Raw genomic sequence first — 19,199 nt, 5'->3', positions numbered from 1 at the left:
CCTAATGTTATCCGACCAGAATTGAGTCTGGTATTCCGATAAGAAGTAACGGGCAAGGGTTGCCAACACCTCGCCTCACACGATCTTCAAGTTTCCGCCAGTGAGTTGTTGCCTTTCCAAATTTATCCGAAACGAAAGCGCGCGCCCATCCTTCTTCAAAAGAGCCTGCGGTTCTTACAGCTCTTTCTATGTTGGTAAGCTGTCGACCTGTTGGGCTGTAATATTCTGAAAGGCTATCCGTACTTGATATGCCATGGTCTCGTGCAAACCTTGCGATTCTTTCCCGCAAAGAGTTCTGCAAAGAGGCGCCTCGAGTAATTATCCCTCCGATCGATATGACACCGTCTGCGTGTAGCCGCTTAAAATTTTCCAGATCCCTGTCGAAAAATGGATCCTTATTGTTCCACTCGATTTCAAGGGCAAAGATACCAGATGAAAACCGTTTAATATGGTCAATTTCGTGCGAAATCGACTCTTTTTCCTCACCATCGACTATTTTCTTTATTTCAAAATTATGCTTGTTCCAGCCGCATTCAGCCAAAGCACGTCTCATTCGTTGCGTAAGTTGACCCTCCCCACCACCGCCTCGTACAAGTTCCTCGACAGGAAGTTCAATTTGGCCAAGTACCATTTCGATTTCAGCGACTGCTTCTGGCATGTCGTGAGTTAGTATCGCCTCCGCGTGGTGAAGGGCAAGCACTTCAAAGCCCCTGTCAACCAATGAGTTCAACATATTTCAAGACCCTTTCCGTTTAAATTTCTCATGATACTCGCCCCTACATCATGGTGTGGTCCGCCCAACGAGTCTGTAGAAAAACCCTTTTTCAAAAAAATACCGATTGGCCGGCGGCTGTTTTTTTGACGATCATCCCGGCGGTCACGGCTTGATATTCCTGATTTTCTCATGTATCAGCCAGCGGCTGATGGTTCCGATCCGTTTTCTCTTACCACAAAGTGCCGCCAGGGGGAATACCGGGGCTTTTCCCTCCCGCACATCAGGCAAATCCCGGCCCATAACGCGCCACCTTCTGCAGGTTGTGGACTATGCAGAAGAGGTTCCATTGGGCGTTTACCTTCCGGCGGCCCCGCAGGGTGAAACGATCCCGGCCCATCACCCGGCAGATATGGGCAAAGGGTGGCTCGGCGATGGCCACCCGCAGGCTGTACAAGGCCCGCCCGACTTTGGAATCGATTTTCCGCTTCATTCGTTCGGTGAAGGTATCTCGGCCCTGGGCTGAACGGCCGTGGAAGTAAGCGACCTGCCGGATCTCGGTCCGCTCGGGGTGACGCAGGCATTTACGGCGCAGTTGGCAGGGCAGGCAATTGGTTTTGCTGCCCTTGAACTTGGTGGCCACAAAGCCCCGAACTTCCACGTTATGGCCGCTGCGATACAGGCGTTTGCCGGCCGGACATAAGCAGTGGCTCAGGTCTTCGGGAAAGACAAAGTCGGCGGTGGAAAACAGGCCGCTTCGGCCCTTCAGCTTGGCCCTTTCCTGCCGGTGACGCTCCTTGTAGCGGTCGGCATCGACAAAGCGGGGGTCGCGTTTGCGGAAACGGTTGTCCGCCACGTAGGCGTCAATTTCGGCGGAAGCCAGCATCTTCATGTTGGCTTCCGTATGGAAACCGCTATCGGCGGTCAGCTTGGCCGACCGGAAAACGTCCTCATCCTTGCCAATGGCTCGGAAGTGCTCCCGGGTGGCATCGACCATCGGCTGGAGCAGATCGTGTTCCTGGGCCTCGCCGAAGGCCTCGGCATGGACGATCACTTGGTGCTTGCCGTCCACCGTGGTCACTCCGTCATAGCCCTGGATCACCCCGTGGGAAGTCTTCATCTTGGCCGACTCGTTGTCGGTGATGTTGCTCTTTTTGGGTTTGCCGGTCTTGCCCGGCTTGTCGTCGTGGTCTTTCAGCCATTCCCGGATCTTGCGGGCGCGTTTTTGCAGGGTCGCCACGTACTGTTCTTCCCGGGTCGCCAGGTTCTGGTCGCCTTGGGCCTGATCCTGTTCCCGGTGGCGGCTGAGCATCTGGCCGATTACCTGCTCCAGCTTGGCCGCTTTCTTCTCGAAATCCGCCCTGGTACCGCTCCACTCTTTGCTGGCGTTGCTCGGCAGCTTGCAACCGTCGATGGCGAACATCTCCTTGCCGATCAGCCCCATCTCGTCGCAGACCAGCAGCACATCCCGGAACAGGTGGACAATCTCCCGATCCAGCGACGAGACAAAGGCGGCAATGGTGGTGAAGTGGGGCCGGGTATCGGCAGACAGAGCCATGAAAATCACAGTCGTTCCCGATTTGGCCGCCTGCCCAACAACTTGATGCCACTGGCAGCCGGTTTCACATTTTTTCGGTGGTTATTCAGGGCTGATAGCACCCAATCGCCACTGTTATTGGCCGAGCTGGCCGAAATATAGTCGATTTGGCCGTTTTTTGGCAACAGCACTCCGCTGCAGCCGTCGGCAGTGTCCGACAGACGTTCTGATCTTTGACAAAATATTCCCCCGGCCGGGTGGCCGGTGCCGGTCATTCCAACTGCGGCAGGGGTTTGCCCCGGCCGACGATGTGGAGCAGGATCGCCTCCATGGACGGGCAATCCAGCAGTTCAAAACGGTTTCTGATCCCCGACCAGAGTCGCCGTTTACGTTTACGGAAAACCAGCGCCTCCCTGAACAGCGGACAACAGAGCTGCTGAACCTGGTCCACCAGAAAGGCCAGTACCGTGAGGTGAACGAAGACGGCGGAAAGGTGCTTTTGCCCCAGGCCGTAGTTGTGCTCCAGGTTGTAGCCCTGATTTTTGAGGGTGTTGAAGGTTTCGTTTTCAATCCGCCACCTGGCCCGGCCGGCCCGCATGATCTGGTAGACGTTGGCGGTGGTGATTTCCAGGTCGGTGACCCAACTGAAGCGGATGACCTTGCCCTTGCCGTCAAGCTGCCAGTACTCCAGCAGGTTTACCCGAACCTCCGGATTAGACTTGTTGAGCGCCAGATCGTTAACGAAACGGTAGGTGTGGAGAATATCCGGCTGCTGCTCGTCGGCCCGGGATAACTCCACCGCCCGGCCGGCCTTGAGCGCCTCATCCATCTGGTCGAAGAGATGACCATGATCTCCCGGCTTGGCCCCCAGGATGAAGTGGTGACCATCCCGGTGCAGATCCTGAATATGAGGCGCGTTGGAGCTAAGGCCGTCTTCGATGACCACGCATTTTAGATGGGGATGCTCCCGTCGGAACTCGGTCAGAAAGCGCCGGGCGGCCTTGCGCTCGCAGTCCTGCTTCTTGCTGCCGTCCTGCTGGACGATCATCTCCGGACAAAGCGGAATCACTTCCCGCTGCTCGGGATGAACAATGGCCGCCCCCAGCATCTGCTGGTAGTATTCCACCTGCCCGTTGCGCTTGCGCTTCTTGAGGCAGTATGGCGAACTGACCTTCTCCGAGGAGTAGATGCCGGTGCCGTCCAGGGCCAGCAGATAGTGGCCGTCCAACCAAGTCATCTTCTCCAGCACCTTGCCTCGTTGAAGCTGGCGGAAGATGCTGCGGAACGGCCGCCGCAGGTGTCGGGGGTCAACCTCATCGCAGATGGTTCGCATCTGGCTGTCGCTGGGTATATCGTTTACTTTGTACACTCCGTGCAGGCAGGTGGGGTCTTCCCGCCACTCATCCTCGAAGGCCAGCAGGGAGGGATGCTTGAGGGAGAACATGGCAAAGCCGCTGGTCAGCGCGTCCACCAGGGAGATACTGGCGTTGGCGGCCCGGTGGTCGGCGATCTTGCCGAAATCCTCCCGAATAGTGGTGATGAGGGCGTCGAAGTTCAAGTGCTTGCGCTGGCTGATTTTATCTTGACGACGGCTGGCGAGTTGCTTTTGGCGAATGAGTTGGTGGACATTCATGGCGATCTCCTTGTAGGTTGTTGATTTTCCTACAAAAATCGCATCCACCCTCTCAAGGATTTGTCAAGCTGAAAATCGCCTCCGGCGTAAATTTATCATTTTGTTTTATCGTTGTTATTGCTTATGGCCGTATCCGGCAAACACTACTTGCCAGACGCATCATGCCATGGTTAAAAAGTTTACGAAAGACAGAAAATTGTATAACGTGAAATCAATGAGTTATATTAAGTTGGGAACTGCTGACAAAATTCTACAGTCCTTTATATCTTACCGCAAACAGCAGCCAGCCCTCTTACCCTTAGCGAAAATATCGCTTCCTGTGCCAAGCATGTTCTCTATCAGCCTAAATTAAAGGATTAATCTGAAGCATCCTTAGCCATACAGGTTTAATTCTTTCCAGTAGATCATCCCCGCCGTGAGATTACACCGTTTTTCTAATTAATTCCGATCCTCGGTCCTGTGTGGCTTTTGCCCACAAAAAAGCCGCTCGTGGGCTTGGCGTGGCCCGGAGCGGCTGGTGAATAATTCGCTGGTGAATAATTCGCTGGTGGTAGCAGGCGGTGATTCTCGAGGTTGGCATCCACTTTCCCCCATCGTGGCGTTTTTTCAAAATATCACGATGTGCAGGCTAGCCAAACCGGCGGGAGTTGGCAAGCAAAAAAATGGTGCCCGGAAACCGGCGGCGGTTCGGTTCAGTCAGGCAGTCTGTTGAAAGCGGCGCATGAAGCGGCGGTCGATGTAGTCTTTGAGGCGGAACGCCAGGCGGCCGCCGAAGATCAGCCAGCGTTTTTGGAGTACCCCGGTGCCGTCGCCCAGGTTGTAGATCAGCAGGTAGTCGCCGCCCGGGGCGAAGGTTCGCAGCTCATCGCCTTCCAGGGCCGCCAGCAGGTTGTGGCGCAGCACCGGGTTTTGCCGCACCGCGTAGACTCCGACCTTGTCCAGCGGTTGGGGTTCAAAGTGAATGCAATCGCCGCCGCCGAAAATTTGCGGCTGCCCCGGGCACTGCAGGTATTCGTTGACCAGCAGGCCGCCGTCGGGCCCCACCGGCAGGCCGGAGTCGGCGAAGATGGTGGCGGTCCTGATTCCCTGGGCGAGGAAAATGAAATCCGCCTTGCAGTTGTTGTTCCTTCCTTCCAGCACCACCCTGCCGTCGCGGATTTCCTGCACCCGGCCCGGTTCCACCACCTCGATATGCCGCCGGGCCAACGAGGCATTCACCCGGCGGCGCACCTCTTCAGAGGCCTTTCCCATCAGCTTCCGGCCGGCAAAGATGCGGATACAGGGGCGCTGGTGACCTGCCTCCCGCAGCAGGCGCCAGGTATTGCCGGCAATTTCCACCGCCGAGGGGCCGCCGCCGATCACCGCCACCTTGGGGGAGCCTGCGGCGGCCAGGGCCTGCAACTGGCGACGGGCCTCCCACAGCTTCTCGATGGGTTTAACGGTGAAAACCGGCACCGCCGCGCCCTCGGTGAAGCTTACGGGCAAACTGGTCGGCACCTGGCTGCCGGCGTTGCAGGAGAGCACATCGTAGGCGATGCGTTGGCCGTCGGCCAGTTCCACCTCGCCCGCCGCCGCGTCAATGCGCGTAACCCGGTTCAGCACAAAGGTACCGCCCAGCCTTTCCACCTGCTGCCGGGTGGCGAAGCGAATCTCCTCCGGTTGGTAGCTGCCCCCCAGCATCCCCGGCCCCATTCCCGAGTAATAATGATAGGGCGATGGAGCCACCACGGTTACCGAATGCCCCCGGCGGACGAAGTTGCCGATGGCGGCCAGGGTTTGCATGTGGGCATGGCCGCCGCCCACCAGCACCAGTTTTTTCCCCCTGTTAAGCGACATCGTTTTATTCCTTTAAACCTTCCAGCTCTTTGGCCAGAAAGGCCAGATGCTCTTTTTCCTCGGCCGCCATGGCCAGAAAAAACTCCCGGCTGGCGGCAACCCTGCTTTGCTCGGCCAGTCGCAGGTAAAGATCCTGGGCCTGAAACTCAAGCCCCATGGCCTGCTCCATAATCTCTGCCGGGGTGGCGGCCTCGAACACCGATGGGGCTTGGCCGCTTTCCATCAATTCACCCTGTTCGCCCTGTTCGTCGGCTTCGGCCGGCGCCAGGGTTTGGCCGGTTTGCTCGCGGTACTCCCGGGCCAGCCGTTTTTTGTGGAAGTCTTCCAGGCCCGCTAGGTGCCGGTAGGTTGTTGCCAGTTCGGCCTCTTCACTGCCGGCCGCCAGTTTAAGGTAAAACCGCTGCAGGCCGTCTTCCATGGCATAGGCCAGGGCGGCGGCTTCGTCGTACTCCGCCGTCGCCGGCAGCAGTTCCAGGCCGGCATCGAGGGGTCCGGCGGCCTTGCCCCCTTGCCAGGCCTTGATCCCGCCGGCCATATTGTAAACTTCTTTAAACCCCTGGCCGTTCAAATACTGGGCCGCCGCCCGGCTGCGGCCACCTACGGCGCAATAAACCAGCACCGGGCGGTCAGGGTCCAGCTCGGCCTGCCGGTCCGGCAATTCCTTGATCGGGATCAGTTTTGCCCCCGGCAAATGTTCGGCTTCGTACTCTTTGGGCTGGCGGACATCAAGTAATTGAAAATCCGCCGCCGGGTGTTTTTCTATATACTGGCGTGCTTCGGCCGGGCTAAGGGACGGGGTGCGGGAAAACAGTCTTTTCCAGTTCATTTATCTTCCTCTATCTTCCTATTGTTTGCTATGGTCGGCGGCTCGATAATGCAGCACCGCCATGGGCAGGTTGGCAAAAAGATCGCTGCAGGTCAAGTAATTCCCATCCGGTTCCTGCATAATCGGCAGCCGGGTGCCGGTCAGCAGATCTTGCCAGTCGGCGGTGGTGTTGGCCGGCAGCAGCAGGCGGGTGTTGCGCCAAAGCTGGGGGTTAAGCTGCGACCAGAGTGGGCCGGGATCGCTGTCGGGCATTGCCGGCGTGGTGTCGGTCGTCGCCAGGGTGGCAAACCAGCGACCGGTGGCCACCAGCATCCCCTGCCCTTGCCACTGGCGGACAAAGGCGCAGAGATATTCACCACGCTCCCCGGAAGCCGTAAGGGGCAGATAACTTCCCCGGCGCAAAAGTTCCTGGTTTTGCCGCCGAAAATGCAGCAAGCGACTGGTCAGCAGCAGTTTCAGCCTGCCGTCTTCGATACTGTCCGCCAGTTCTCTTAGCAGCGCCGGGGGCAGCGGTTGATCGGGGGGCGGCAGTGCCGCCAGCAGCCGGCGGCGGTGGTGGTAGTCCACCGGTCGGCGGTTGTCCGGGTCGACCAGGGAAAAATCCCAGGTTTCGGTTCCCTGGTAGATGTCGGGCACGCCGGGGCTGGTCAGCTTGAGCAACAACTGCGCTAAAGCGTTGAGCAGACCATAAGGGGCCAGCTTATTCGCCAGGGGGATAAAGTCGGCCAAAAACGGGTTGGCGCCAGCCAGGTCGCCACCGGCGGCGGCTTCCCCCGGGCTGGCCGTCCCGGCGGGGCTTAAGATGGCTTCCACAAAGCGGTCGACGGCCGCCTCGTATTCCTGGTCCGGGTGCAACCAGGAAGTACGCTCCTTGGCTTCGCGGATGGCTTTGCCCATGTATTGCTGAATACGACGGCGGTAGGCGGCCCAGAAATCGGTATTCGGCCCATTTGGCTCGGCCCCGTGCAGTGGCCAGGAACCCAGCAGGGTCTGGTACAATAAATATTCATCGTTGGGGGTGGGCGCCAGCAGGGAGTTGACCCGGCTTTTGCGGGAGCGGTTCAGCCGCCGCCAGCGTTTAAGGTGCCGCCGCCACAATGCCGGCACCTCGCTGAGCACGTTGATCCGGGCCCGGACATCCTCGCTGCGCTTACTGTCGTGGGTGGATGTGGCCAGCATGGCCAGGGGCCAGCGCCGCAGCCGCTCCTGGGCGGCGTGGTGAAAGGCCGCCGGGGTGAGGTAAAAGCGGCGGGGATCGCCCCCCACCTCGTTCAAAGAGACCAGGCGATTGGCCACATAAAAGGCGGTGTCTTCCAGCGCCTTGGCCATCACCGGGGCGGTGTACTGCTGAAATTTACGAATAAAACGGGCTCGCAAGCGGTCCGCCGGCTGGTCCGGCTGCCAACCGGGCGGCGGCGGTTCGCTGTCCAGCAGCAAGGCACGGATAAAGTCATACAGGCCGCCGTCCCTTGTGCCGCTGCGTTTGCCGGCTTGGGCCAGGGCCCACTCCACCTGGCGCCGGTCTTCCGGGCTGACCTTGTAAGAGTGTCGCGCCGCGCCTATGGATGCAACGGGTGCAGTGGGTACAATATAGGTGCGGTAAACCGGAAAGGCGGCCACCACTTCGATCAGCGCTTCCCGCAGGCCGTTTAAGGTGTAATCCCTGGTGTGGCGGTCGCTTTCGGCGATATCCTTGAGCAGCCGGGCCAGCACCGTTAGTTCGCTGGCCAACTGGCCGGTGATGATCTTCTTTTTGCACCGGTAGAGCAGGTCGTCGAAATCCTGCCGCCGGCCGATGAAACGGTGGTAGATGCCGGTCAGGGCCGCCTCGTGGTCGGGCTTGACCAGCAAGCCGTTTACCTGGTTGGCAAAATCGTAGCCGGTGGTGCCGTGCACCTGCCACTCCTCGGGCAGGTATTCATGAGCGGCGAGGATTTTTTCCACCACCAGATAAATGCTCTCGGCCCGGTCGCCGGTATCGCGGGAATCGTCATCGTCGCTTGCACCGCCGCGGCCGGCCGCCACCGCCGCCTGCAGCCGGCTGAAATACCCCGCCGGATCGCTGAGCCCGTCGGGATGATCCACCCGCAGGCCGTCGATTTGCCCGGCCGCCACCAGTTGCAGCAACAGACCATGGGTGGCGGCAAAAACCTCTTCCCGCTCGGCTTGCAGGCCGGCCAGGGAGTTGATATCGAAAAAACGGCGGTAATTAATCTCGTCGCCGGCCACCACCCAATGGGCCAGGCGGTAGGCCTGTAACTCCAGTAACTGGTGCAGCCGTTCACCCCGCCGGGCCGCCGCCTCCGGCCCCTGGTCGCCCGGCAGGTTGAAGAAATCCAGGCATTGGCGCCAGAAAGTTGCGATTCGGGCATCACGGCGGCAAAGGTCGCTTAACCGTTGCTTGGTAATCTCTTTATCCCGCCGCCGTTCCTGGCACTGCTCCGCCTCCCGGCTTTCCCGCCCCGGCAAGTGGGTCAGGGCGGCCAGCAGGTTTTCCAGTTCCGCCAGGCCCGGGTCATCGGGAGGCAGTTGTCGATGCAGGTCTGCAAGCTTAGGGGCCGCCACCTCCGGGTAGGTGACCGGGTCCAGGGGCAGGTGGTGTTCGTAGTAGGCAAAGTGAAAAGCGCCGGCGGTCGGCTCGAAAACCAGCTTGATCTCGCCTTTGTCCAGCACTTCGCCGTACGGTTCACCCAGCAGGGGCAGCAGGATCTTGCCCCGCAGGGTTTCGTGGGCCGGACGCCAGTCGATATCAAAGAACTCGGCATATTCGGCGGCCGGGCCGTTTTCCAGCACATCGCGCCACCAGGCGTTGTCGGCGCCGCCAACCCCCATGTGGTTGGGGACGATATCGACGATCAGCCCCATGCCGTGCCGATGCAGGCATTCCACCAGGTGCTCGAAATCCGCCCGCTCGCCCAGGTCGGGATTAAGCTGCCCATGATCGACGATATCGTAACCATGGCTGCTGCCGGGACGGGCCTTGAGCAAGGGTGAGGCGTAGCAGTGGCTGACCCCCAGGCGGTGGAGGTAAGGCACCAGCGCGGCGGCATCGGCAAAGGTAAAATCCCGGTGGAACTGCAAGCGGTAGGTGGACAACGGAAAGCGGCGGGAACGGGAAGACATGGCAACCTCTCAAGGCGTTTGCTGGGGGTTTGCTGGGGGCTTGTGGGGCCATCAAAATTTGTTCTGTACAAGCGCCATTCTTTTTCGGCAAAATGAGAAAAAAGAGTCTGCCGCCCCCCTTCTTGACAACCATCGGACCGGAATTATTTTATCAGCCGAGTGGCTGATAAGTTAAACAAAAAAACTGATTTCAAGGAGGTACGCCATGGACATCAAAAAATTTTCCCCCTGGAATTGGTTCAAAAAGGAAAACGAGGAAAGCGGCTCGGTGGTGCCGGTACGCCGCCGCGGCGGCGAGCAGCAGCCAACCCGACTGCCGGCCGGCCGCCTGCAAGACCCCATTACCCAGTTGCACCGGGAGATGGACCGGCTGTTTGAAAACGCCTTTCGCGGTTTCGGCCTCAGCCCCCTGATGCGGGAAGGCCTGACCACCCCGGTGGCCGCCGGCGGCCTGCTGCGCCCCAGCGTCGATATCACCGCCGGAGACCAGGAGTACACCATCACCGTGGAGGTGCCCGGGGTGGTTGACGAAGACGTCAAGGTGGAGATCAGCGGCGACACCATGACCATCAGCGGCGAGAAAAAGCAGGAAAAGGAAGAGAAGGAAAAGGACTACTACCGCATGGAACGCTCCTACGGCTCCTTCCAGCGGGTCCTGTCGCTACCGGATGACGCCGACGCCGACGGGGTAGCAGCCAACTTCAAAAACGGCGTGCTGACCATCACCGTCCCCCGGCGCCCCACCAGCGACAAGGATGTCAAGCAGATCGAGATCAAGAGCAGTTAACTCCAAGGCCGCTGCGCGGCCCAAAGTCACGGTTCCGAACGCACCAACCGGACTTTGCCGCTGGCGGCCTTAAAGTTCCAGATGACACTGCCGTCGTCGAAGTTGACCCCCCAGCCGCTCCTGTACCAGCCGTCGCTGGACGGCTCGGCGTCTGGCGAAGACGACCAAAACCCGGCTGCAGGGGTGTTGGGAAAAATAACGAAATTAATGGCCGGAGACCAGCAGCGCTCCTCGACAATGGAGGCCAGTTCGTTCTTGTTGGGCAGCCGCCAGTCGCTCTGACCGGCGTATCCTTCGCTGTTCAGGCTCTGGGCGGCTGCCAGGGCTTGCTGCCAGTTGTAACTGTTAGCGGTATCGGCACAGATGCCCGCGTTGCTGTCCCAACTCTGGCCCAGGCTGCAACGCATCCAGACCAGGCCGGTGGGTTTGTGGGTCACTGTGCCATCTTCGTTATCGTGGAAATCTGCAGTGGGCGTGGTGGTCACCGCACTGTTTTCATCGGTGCAGTTAGCCACCGCCCCCGCCCAGGTGGCCGGCGGGGCAATCAGGATCAGGGCAAAAAGCAAAACCATCTTTCGCTTCATAGCATCATTCTCCTGCAAGTTGTGGGAAATCCGACTGTGGTCAGGTCACGACGGCCAGCCGGGTTAACCAGAACCGGATGATTCACCACAAGACCTTAAAAAACCAAAGTCACTGTCCCGCGCGCACCAACCGAACCCCGAGGTCGGAGCCCTTGTTGTCCCAGTAGACATCGCCGTTTTTGAATTCGACTTTCCACGCGTTGTCGTGGTCGCCGGCCGCTTTGGCGCGGGTCGAAGACGACCAGAGCCAGATCAAAGGCGTGTTGGGGAAATAGTCGGGATCAATGGCCGGAGAGTAGCGGCCGTTATGAACAATCGACATCAGTTCCTGCCGGTTCGGCAGCCGCCAGTCGTCGGCCCCGCAGAGGCCGGTGCTATTGACCGCGGCGATGAATTTTTCTGTGTCGCAGTTGGCCTCGTCAATGCAGGAGCCGCCATTGGCGGTGCCGGTACTGCCGCCGTTGACGGTCCCGTCTGAGTTGTACCAGGTGTAAGTGTGGCCCTTATGGCGCAGGTGGCTGGCGTCGTTGACCTTGATTTCCCAGATCAGGCCGGTGCGGTTGTCGCGGACACATGACCAGCGGGTGCCGGAGGCCTCGTCGCCGGCATCGGACCAGGTGGCATCCTGGATGGCCAGGGGTTCGCCATTCGCCCCCAGCCGGGTGAAATCGAAGCCGGCGGCCCCGCCGCCCACCTTGGCCAGCGCCCCCTCGCGGGCTTCGGCGTCGCGACCGAAGTCGGCATCCTGGCCAGGGTAGTCGGCCTGCGGCTCTTCCAGGAAATTTGTGCTGCCATCCGCCCACCAGTAGATCCCGGTGTCGTTGAGGATGTTCTGGGTAACGACCGGGGTTTCCGGGGTGGCGGAGACCTCGACGCTGGCCGGGCCGGTGCCACCTGGGGCGGTGGCGGCCACCACCAGGTAATAGGTCTGGTCTGGGGTCAGATTGGTGAGCTGATGGGAAGTCTCGGTGACCGTGGCAGTCTCGGGATGGACGCCGGATTCTTCTCCCCAGTAAACCCGGTAGCCGGTGGCATTGGTAACCGCCGACCAGGAAATCTCGATGGTACCCAGGCCCAGCCTGTAACCGGCGGTGGCCACCACATCTTCCGGCGCCGCCAGGGCGGGTGCAGGAGCGGGTGCCGGGTCGGGTGCAGGAGCGGGTGCCGGAGCGGGTGCCGGGCCGCCGGGCGCAAAAGTGGCTGTTACCGTGCAGGCTGCACTGATCGCCCCGGTGGTGTAGATGTTGCCGCTCAGGCTACCACCGCAACCACTTACCGAGTCGATACTGTAGCCACTCTCGTGGGTAACGGTGAAACTGGCGGTGGTACCACGCGCCACGCTCTGGCTGCCCGGGCTGATGCTCCCCCCGTCGCCGGCCGTGGCGCTAACCGTATATTTTTTGGTGGAGCCGCCACCGCCACCGCCACTGCAGCCAGCCAGGGACAGAATCAGCAGCAGCAGCAGCAGAGCGCTTTTCAGGTGGTCAGCATAAGACGATGCCGATTGATTGATTGGTCGCAAAAGACAAGCCATAAGCCCCGATCCCCCTCTTTAAGAATTGGGCCGGCCCCGTTCGCGCGGCTGACTGTTCTACCAAACGGCCTTCAAGCAAGCTGTAATTTACAAAACCATCAAGACTTTATCGCCAGGCATAGTAACAACAGCCGCCCACAAGATGAGTTAATTATCGAACAATTAAAAGTTAAACGTCAAGTCTAAAAAAAGGAGATTTTCCCTCACTTTAGAACCGCGCCTAACCGTGGCTTTTACTGCATGTTTGGCTAAACCACCAACCAGCACACCGACCAAGTGGGGAGGCGGCCCGGCTCGCCGCAGTCTGCCAGGTTGAACAACTGCCTGCCAGCCATCTCCGGGACTCCCGCCGTGACGTCGCCCAGATTGGCCTGCAGCACCAACAGGTTTTGCTTCCCCACCAGCGGCCAGCTTACCTGCAGAGCTGAAGCACCAAAAATTTTATATTCGGCGGCGCCGGGGGCCAGGTGCGGCAGTAAAGGGATGATTTCCCGGTGGCGCAGGGCCAGCAGGTTGCGGTGCAGGGTTAGCCAGGCCTGGTGGTCCGGGTTTTGCTGTTCTTCCCAGGCCAGTTTACTGGCGGTGAAGGTGGCGGGGTCGGCGGGGTCGGGAATTAAGTGCTGTTGTTCCGGGGTGGCGAAGGCCGGGAAGGCGGCGAACTCGTGGCGGCGGCCTTCGGTGACCTGTTGGGCCAGCTCGGGGCCGAAATCGGCAAAGAAGAGGAAGGGAGTGGCAGCGCCCCACTCCTGGCCCATGAAGAGCAAGGGGGGGGAGGGGGCAAGCAGCAGGATGGCGGTCAGGGCGCGCAGGGGGGCCGGCGGGGCCAGTGCGGTTAGCCGCTCGCCCAGGGCGCGGTTGCCGATCTGGTCGTGGTTCTGGAGAAAATTTACCAGGGCGGTGGCCGGCAGCGCCCGGCTGGGCTCGCCTCGGCGGAGGCCGACGCGAAAGGGGGATGGTTCGCCCTGGTAGGCAAACCCCTCGCTGAGGCAACGGCCCAGGTGGGCCAGGGGTTGGTCGGCATAATCGACGTAATAGCCTTCCTTTTCGCCGGTTAGCAAAACATGGGCGGCGTGGTGCCAGTCGTCGTTCCACTGGGCGGTGTAATGGCAGGGGGAACGCTCACCAGGGGGCGCCGCAAGCGGTGATCGGGCCGCCGCCGGGGCCAGGAAACGGGCCTGGTTGGCGTCGTTTTCCAGGATCAGGTGCCGGGGGCGGTAGCTTGCCGATTTATCGTCAACCGCCGGCGGTTCGCAACATCGCGCAACTTCGGCGGCCAGTTCCTGTAAAAAATGGGGCTGGGAATCATCGTAGATGGCGTGCACCGCGTCCAGCCGCAGGCCGTCGAAATTGTATTCCAGAAGCCAGTAAAGGGCGTTGTCGATGAAAAAACGGCGAACCCAGTGGCTTTCCCGACCGTCGAAGTTGATGGCCTCTCCCCAAGGGGTCCGGTGTCGCCGGGTGAAGAATTGCGGGGCGTAGGCGTGCAGATAGTTGCCTTCGGGACCGAAATGGTTGTAGACCACATCCAGCAGGACCATCAGCCCCCGGGCATGGGCGCTTTGCACCAGGCTTTTCAAGGCGGCCGGCTCGCCGTAGGGGGAAGCCGGGGCAAAGGGCAATACCCCGTCGTAACCCCAGTTGCGCTGTCCCGGGAAAGTGGCCAGGGGCATCAGGGAGAGGGCGGTAACCCCCAGTTCGGCCAGGTAATCCAGCCGTGGTTCAACCGCGGCCCAAGTACCTTCGGGGGTAAAGCAGCCCACATGCAGCTCATACAGCACCGCCTCTTCCCAGGGCCGCCCCGGCCACTGCCGGTCCTGCCAGGGCCAGGCGGCGGGATCGATTACCAGGCTGGGGCCGTGCACCCCGCCGGGCTGGCAGCGGGAGGCCGGGTCCGGCACCAGCAAATCGCCGTCGATCTGGTAACAGTAAAAATCACCGGCGGCAGCCCGGGGGGCAACCAGCTCGAACCAGCCCTCCCCTACCGTCTGCATCACGGCAACCTCCACCAAATCGCCACCCGCAATACTTTCCCGCCACCAGGCCGAGTGCAAATTAAACATCTCTTCCGAGTGGGCGGCGGCGGTTGTCGGACCGGCCAAACGGCACAGTTCCACCTTCTTCGCCGCCGGCGCCCAAAGCCGGAAACGCACCCCGCCGCCGGGCAAGCAGGCGGCGCCAAAAGGCGTGTCATAACAGCGCTGCATCATTTCTTGCGCAAATCACCGTGAACGTTCAGCAGTGCCGCAGATTCGGGCAAGCGGCCGGGCGCCGCGTACCCCGGGTACGCAAGCTTGGCCGATCGCCCAAAGATGTGGTGCTGCTGGACGTTCACGTATCTGGGTTGGGCCACCAGCAGAGCCAGCGAGCGGGCCGCCAGGGGAAATTGTTCGCCGGGGCGCAGAAAGCGCCCGGAGGCCGGCTCTTCGCCGCCGGGCCAGAAGGTGTCCAGTTCCACCTGCCAGAGCTTGGCCGGCGGCAAGTCGGGGATGGTAAAGGGAATTTCCTCGTGGTGAGCGTTGATCAGCAGCAGGAAGGAATCGTCATACATCGGCCGGCCCCGTTCATCCTCTTCGACCATGACCTGGCCGGCGAGAAAAAGGCCCAGGCAGCGGGCAAAGTCCTGGCTCCACTCCTCGTCGCTCATCTCACTGCCGCCGGGGGTCAGCCAGACGATATCCTTGACCTCCGAGCCTTTCAGGCTACGGCCCTGAAAAAAATGTTGGCGGCGGAAAACCCGGTGGCGGCGGTGGAGTTGCAGCAGCCGCCGGGTAAAGGCCAGCAGCCCCTGCTGTTCTTCATCCAGCTCCCAGTTAAGCCAGCTTATTTCATTGTCCTGGCAGTAGGCGTTGTTGTTACCCTGCTGGCTGCGGCCGAATTCATCCCCGGCGCAGAGCATGGGCACCCCCTGGGAAAGCAGCAGGGTGGCCAGCATGTTGCGCTGCTGGCGAACTCGCAGGGCGTTGATTTCCGCGTCGTCGGTGGGGCCTTCGGCGCCACAGTTCCAGCTCCGGTTATGGCTTTCTCCATCCCGGTTGTCTTCACCGTTGGCCTCGTTGTGCTTGTCGTTGTAGCTCACCAGGTCGCGCAGGGTGAAGCCATCGTGGCAGGTGATGAAGTTGATGCTGGCGTAAGGCCGGCGGCCGCCCCGCTCGTAGAGGTCGCTGGAGCCGGTGAGCCGGTAGGCCAGATCGCCGATGGCGCCGCCCTCGCCTTTCCAGAACGAACGGACCTCGTCGCGGTAACGGCCGTTCCATTCGGTCCAGCCCACCGGGAAGTTGCCCACCTGGTAACCGCCCTCCCCCAGGTCCCAGGGCTCGGCGATCAGCTTGACCTGGGAGAGCACCGGGTCCTGGTGGATAATATCGAAAAAGGCCCCCAGCCGGTCCACCTCGTGCAGTTCCCGGGCCAGGGCCGAGGCCAGGTCGAAGCGGAAGCCGTCCACGTGCATCTCCAGTACCCAGTAGCGCAGGCTGTCCATGATCAACTGCAGCACCCGGGGATGCTGCATGTTCAGGGTATTGCCGCAGCCGGTGTAGTCGCGGTAATAGCGAAGGTTGTCCGGCTCCAGGCGATAGTAGGCGCGGTTGTCGATGCCCCGGAAGGCCAGGGTCGGCCCCAGCTGGTTGCCCTCGGCGGTGTGGTTGTAGACCACATCCAGGATCACCTCGATGCCGGCGGCATGCAGGGCCTTGACCATGCTTTTGAATTCATTGACCCCGGCGGCGGCGCTGTAACGTTTGTCCGGGGCGAAAAAACCGATGGTATTGTAGCCCCAGTAATTGCGCAGGCCCCGGTCCACCAGGTGGCGTTCATCCACCAGGGCGTGCACCGGCATCAGTTCCACGGCGGTGACCCCCAGGCGGCGGAGGTAATCGATGGCCGGCTCACTGGCCAGCCCGGCGTAGGTGCCGCGCAACTGCTCGGGGATTTGCGGCAGCAGTTTGGTAAAACCCTTGACGTGCAACTCGTAGATCACCGTGTCGTGCCAGGGGGTGGCCGGCGGCCGGTCATCCCCCCAGGTGAAGGCGGGGTCGATAACCCGGCATTTGGGCAGATACCGGGCGCTGTCCCGGCGATCCGGCGCCAGGTCTTCTTTGCGGCCACCGATCCGGTAGCCGAACAGGGCGTCATGCCAGCGCAGATCGCCGGCCAGGTCCTTGGCGTAGGGGTCCAGCAGCAGCTTGGCGGGGTTGAAGCGGTGTCCCTCTTCCGGCGCGTAGGGGCCGTGCGCCCGGTAGGCATACAGCCAGCCTGGTCGCGCCTGGGGCAGATAACAGTGCCAGATCTGATCGGTCTGTTCCTTAAGTTCCAGGCAGGCGGTTTGGCGACCCCGCTGGTCAAAAAGGCACAATTCAACTTTGGTGGCATTTTCCGAGAAGAGGGCAAAATTTACCCCCAGGCCGTCCCAGGTTGCTCCCAGGGGATAGGGTTGCCCCGGCCAGACCGCGACTTGCTGGTTGTTCATGCTCTTGGCCCCTCGGCGCCCTTTTATGATGTTTTATCGCCTCACAACTCGATCCGGTATTCGGCCTGGTGCAGCAGGCCGACGATCAGGGCCAGATATTCCCTCAGGTGACGGGTGAGCAGGAAATTTTCCCGCACGAACTGGCGGGCCTTCTCCCCCATTTCCGCCATCCGGTCGCGGCGGTAGAGCAGGTAACGAATCCGCAAGGCCGCCCCCTGGGGGGTGCCGACCAGGAAACCGGTATGGTAGTTGACCACCTGCAGGCGGATGCCGCCGGTGTCGCCACCGATCACAGGCTTGCCCTTCCACAGCCCTTCGGTGACCGTCAGCCCGAACCCCTCTTTGGTGGATTTCTGGATCACGATATCCGCCGCCCGTTGCAGGGCGTTGATGGTGCGGTGGGCATCCGGCGCCAGCAGCAGCACCTTGACGTCGGGATCGTCACCGGCGGCCTGGCGCACCTCCTGCAGCACCGCCTCCCCTTCCGGGTCGTCGGTGGCGGTGCCGCCGGCCAGCACCAGTTGCAGGTCGGGGACGAACTTGCGGGCCAGGCGATGGGCCTCGATAACCCCCACCGGGTCCTTGAAGCGGTCAAAGCGGGAAACCTGCAAGACCATGGGCCGGTCCGGGTCCAGGGCAAACTCCCGGCGCACCCGGTCGATTTCGGCCTCTGGCAATTCAATGTTTTTGTCGCTTAAGGGGTCGATGCTGGGGGGAATGATGTATTCGGGATGGGGCAGGGCCTGGGTAAAGTCCGGCAGGGAGAAGACACTGGCGTCGTAAGGGGCGATATGGTTGCGCAGGTAGCGCCAGAGCGGCCGGTAGGGGCGGCTGGCGTCGATGTGGCAGCGCCAGATCCAGCGCCCCCGGCGGTTGGGGCACAACCCCAGCAGGGGGGCGGGCTGGGGGTCGTGGATAAAAACGAAATCCGCCGCCTCCAGTTGCTCCCGCAGCTGGTCGGCGTTTTCCCGGTTGGCCTCTTCATAGGCCTGCAACAGGGAGTCGGCGATGGGCGCCCGGTGGCCCTGCAGCCCGTTGTGCATGGCCTTGGTGCAGCGGTAAAACTCCTCATTGCCGCTGATCACCTCCCAACTGGTGTCAATTCCCAGTTCGTTGCTCAGCGGCACCAGCTTTTCCAGGATCTCCGCCACCCCGCCGCCCACCCGGGTGGAGTTGACATGCACCACCTTCATCCCCTGCAGGGGCCGGGACAACTGCTGCAGATGGGCGATTACATCCTGCCCCACAACCTCGGCATAGGCTGCCAGCATCTCTTTCATTATCCCTTACTCCTGTCGTGAGCGTTTATCCCACAGTGTTCCCGGCATAGGCGCGCCAGATCATCCCGCACCTGGCTCAGGCTGGCAAAAAAGGGATCGATATTATCCAGGCTGTTGCGCAATTCCTGGTATTCATCGCCGAAACCGGCCAGCCAGAAGCTGAAGTCATCCCCACCATCTTCCAGGCGACGGCGGGAATCGATAAAGTGGTAAAACACCGAACCGGTGGAGATCTCAGGAAGCACCGCGGCCAAGTCCGTCGGCTGCTGCAGGGTTTTACCGGTGGCAAAAATCACCAGTTGCGAGCGGATAAATTCAAATGGTCGCGGGGCCCGCCGCCAATGCGCAAGTTCACTGCTGTCCAGCCGTTCATCAATTATATCCAGCACCTCCCGGCGCAGGCCTTCCAGTTCCCGGTGCTCGCCGGGGTCCACCACCGCCAGTTGCTCGGCCAGCTCCAACTCATACAGGTGGTGGCGGCACCAGGCGGCAAAGTCGTTATTGAACTCCCGCTCCTCAAAACGGGCCCCCAGCAACCCGCCCCAGAAGTGATGATAAACGCTGTCCAGGGTTACATCCTTCAGGTGGTCGCGAAGCTCGGCCAGGGTAAAGGCCTTGCGGCCGGTGGCAATGGCGATCAGAGAGCAGTCCTTGAGCGCAAAAGGCTGACGGGACGCGGACACTTGGGGGGTGACAGAGGCAACCATAAGCAGGCTCCCGGCAAGAAATGAACAACCATGGCCGACGGAACGTCGGGCATCTTCACTACCAGCAGTATCAGGCCGACAGGAAGAGCTTGTCAAGCAGATAGTAAACACCGGCTGGAGAGCGGATCAGGATACGGTTGTTTTTTTGGTTGCGGTCAGGTAAAAGACCATGATC

13 protein-coding genes are annotated in these 19,199 nt (G+C 60.9%); 1 reads left to right on the top strand and 12 read right to left on the bottom strand.

Features of this window, described 5'->3' with window-relative positions:
- Nucleotides 1-7 precede the first annotated feature (7 nt).
- From DAAHT2_RS14195 to treY, 6 genes are all read right to left on the bottom strand, one after another.
- Nucleotides 8-733, bottom strand: a complete 726-nt coding sequence (locus DAAHT2_RS14195; RefSeq protein ID WP_013162723.1) for a BglII/BstYI family type II restriction endonuclease — start codon at nt 731-733, stop codon at nt 8-10.
- 262 nt (nt 734-995) lie between these two features.
- Nucleotides 996-2,270 carry a transposase gene (locus DAAHT2_RS02460; RefSeq protein WP_013162721.1) on the bottom strand — a complete coding sequence of 425 codons (1,275 nt, stop codon included), beginning with the start codon at nt 2,268-2,270 and terminating at the stop codon, nt 996-998.
- Between the two features lie 250 nt (nt 2,271-2,520).
- Complete coding sequence (locus DAAHT2_RS02450; RefSeq protein WP_013162720.1) at nt 2,521-3,882, bottom strand: transposase; 1,362 nt, start codon at nt 3,880-3,882, stop codon at nt 2,521-2,523.
- A gap of 696 nt (nt 3,883-4,578) precedes the next feature.
- Nucleotides 4,579-5,718 (bottom strand): NAD(P)/FAD-dependent oxidoreductase, encoded by a 1,140-nt coding sequence (locus tag DAAHT2_RS02445; protein WP_013162719.1) that lies wholly within the window; start codon nt 5,716-5,718, stop codon nt 4,579-4,581.
- 4 nt (nt 5,719-5,722) lie between these two features.
- Complete coding sequence (locus tag DAAHT2_RS02440) at nt 5,723-6,544, bottom strand: rhodanese-like domain-containing protein (protein ID WP_013162718.1); 822 nt, start codon at nt 6,542-6,544, stop codon at nt 5,723-5,725.
- An 18-nt stretch (nt 6,545-6,562) separates the two neighbouring features.
- On the bottom strand, nt 6,563-9,667 hold the full coding sequence (gene treY, locus DAAHT2_RS02435) for a malto-oligosyltrehalose synthase (protein WP_013162717.1): 3,105 nt from the start codon (nt 9,665-9,667) through the stop codon (nt 6,563-6,565).
- A 205-nt stretch (nt 9,668-9,872) separates the two neighbouring features.
- Here treY and DAAHT2_RS02430 point away from each other — a divergent pair, with 205 nt between their 5' ends.
- Nucleotides 9,873-10,454 carry an Hsp20/alpha crystallin family protein gene (locus tag DAAHT2_RS02430; protein ID WP_013162716.1) on the top strand — a complete coding sequence of 194 codons (582 nt, stop codon included), beginning with the start codon at nt 9,873-9,875 and terminating at the stop codon, nt 10,452-10,454.
- A 26-nt stretch (nt 10,455-10,480) separates the two neighbouring features.
- Here DAAHT2_RS02430 and DAAHT2_RS02425 read toward each other — a convergent pair whose 3' ends face one another.
- The 6 genes from DAAHT2_RS02425 to DAAHT2_RS02400 all read right to left on the bottom strand — a co-directional run bounded on the left by DAAHT2_RS02425 (nt 10,481) and on the right by DAAHT2_RS02400 (nt 19,024).
- Complete coding sequence (locus DAAHT2_RS02425) at nt 10,481-11,038, bottom strand: Lcl C-terminal domain-containing protein (protein ID WP_013162715.1); 558 nt, start codon at nt 11,036-11,038, stop codon at nt 10,481-10,483.
- 109 nt (nt 11,039-11,147) lie between these two features.
- On the bottom strand, nt 11,148-12,572 hold the full coding sequence (locus DAAHT2_RS13710) for an Lcl domain-containing protein (protein WP_013162714.1): 1,425 nt from the start codon (nt 12,570-12,572) through the stop codon (nt 11,148-11,150).
- Nucleotides 12,573-12,820: 248 nt separating this feature from the next.
- Nucleotides 12,821-14,779 (bottom strand): malto-oligosyltrehalose trehalohydrolase, encoded by a 1,959-nt coding sequence (treZ, locus tag DAAHT2_RS02415; protein WP_013162713.1) that lies wholly within the window; start codon nt 14,777-14,779, stop codon nt 12,821-12,823.
- Nucleotides 14,776-17,037 carry a glycogen debranching protein GlgX gene (glgX, locus tag DAAHT2_RS02410; RefSeq protein ID WP_013162712.1) on the bottom strand — a complete coding sequence of 754 codons (2,262 nt, stop codon included), beginning with the start codon at nt 17,035-17,037 and terminating at the stop codon, nt 14,776-14,778. The genes treZ and glgX overlap by 4 nt, the downstream gene beginning before the upstream one ends.
- 41 nt (nt 17,038-17,078) lie before the next feature.
- Entirely contained in the window at nt 17,079-18,317 is a 1,239-nt protein-coding gene (locus DAAHT2_RS02405; RefSeq protein ID WP_013162711.1) for a glycosyltransferase, read from the bottom strand.
- Nucleotides 18,317-19,024 carry a DUF5752 family protein gene (locus tag DAAHT2_RS02400; RefSeq protein WP_013162710.1) on the bottom strand — a complete coding sequence of 236 codons (708 nt, stop codon included), beginning with the start codon at nt 19,022-19,024 and terminating at the stop codon, nt 18,317-18,319. Before DAAHT2_RS02400 ends, DAAHT2_RS02405 begins: the two co-directional genes overlap by 1 nt.
- Nucleotides 19,025-19,199: the final 175 nt, after the last annotated feature.

Origin of the sequence: Desulfurivibrio alkaliphilus AHT 2 (assembly GCF_000092205.1) — a bacterium.
Taxonomy (GTDB): domain Bacteria; phylum Desulfobacterota; class Desulfobulbia; order Desulfobulbales; family Desulfurivibrionaceae; genus Desulfurivibrio; species Desulfurivibrio alkaliphilus.
The sequence above is the reverse complement of the archived record's forward strand: the minus strand, read 5'-3'. Positions and strand labels throughout refer to the sequence as shown.

Bases quoted from the DNA above. Each gene is read 5' to 3' on its own strand.
- DAAHT2_RS14195 (WP_013162723.1), bottom strand. From the start codon at position 733: ATGTTGAACTCATTGGTTGACAGGGGCTTTGAAGTGCTTGCCCTTCAC.
- DAAHT2_RS02460 (WP_013162721.1), bottom strand. From the start codon at position 2,270: ATGGCTCTGTCTGCCGATACCCGGCCCCACTTCACCACCATTGCCGCC.
- DAAHT2_RS02450 (WP_013162720.1), bottom strand. From the start codon at position 3,882: ATGAATGTCCACCAACTCATTCGCCAAAAGCAACTCGCCAGCCGTCGT.
- DAAHT2_RS02445 (WP_013162719.1), bottom strand. From the start codon at position 5,718: ATGTCGCTTAACAGGGGGAAAAAACTGGTGCTGGTGGGCGGCGGCCAT.
- DAAHT2_RS02440 (WP_013162718.1), bottom strand. From the start codon at position 6,544: ATGAACTGGAAAAGACTGTTTTCCCGCACCCCGTCCCTTAGCCCGGCC.
- treY (WP_013162717.1), bottom strand. From the start codon at position 9,667: ATGTCTTCCCGTTCCCGCCGCTTTCCGTTGTCCACCTACCGCTTGCAG.
- DAAHT2_RS02430 (WP_013162716.1), top strand. From the start codon at position 9,873: ATGGACATCAAAAAATTTTCCCCCTGGAATTGGTTCAAAAAGGAAAAC.
- DAAHT2_RS02425 (WP_013162715.1), bottom strand. From the start codon at position 11,038: ATGAAGCGAAAGATGGTTTTGCTTTTTGCCCTGATCCTGATTGCCCCG.
- DAAHT2_RS13710 (WP_013162714.1), bottom strand. From the start codon at position 12,572: ATGGCTTGTCTTTTGCGACCAATCAATCAATCGGCATCGTCTTATGCT.
- treZ (WP_013162713.1), bottom strand. From the start codon at position 14,779: ATGATGCAGCGCTGTTATGACACGCCTTTTGGCGCCGCCTGCTTGCCC.
- glgX (WP_013162712.1), bottom strand. From the start codon at position 17,037: ATGAACAACCAGCAAGTCGCGGTCTGGCCGGGGCAACCCTATCCCCTG.
- DAAHT2_RS02405 (WP_013162711.1), bottom strand. From the start codon at position 18,317: ATGAAAGAGATGCTGGCAGCCTATGCCGAGGTTGTGGGGCAGGATGTA.
- DAAHT2_RS02400 (WP_013162710.1), bottom strand. From the start codon at position 19,024: ATGGTTGCCTCTGTCACCCCCCAAGTGTCCGCGTCCCGTCAGCCTTTT.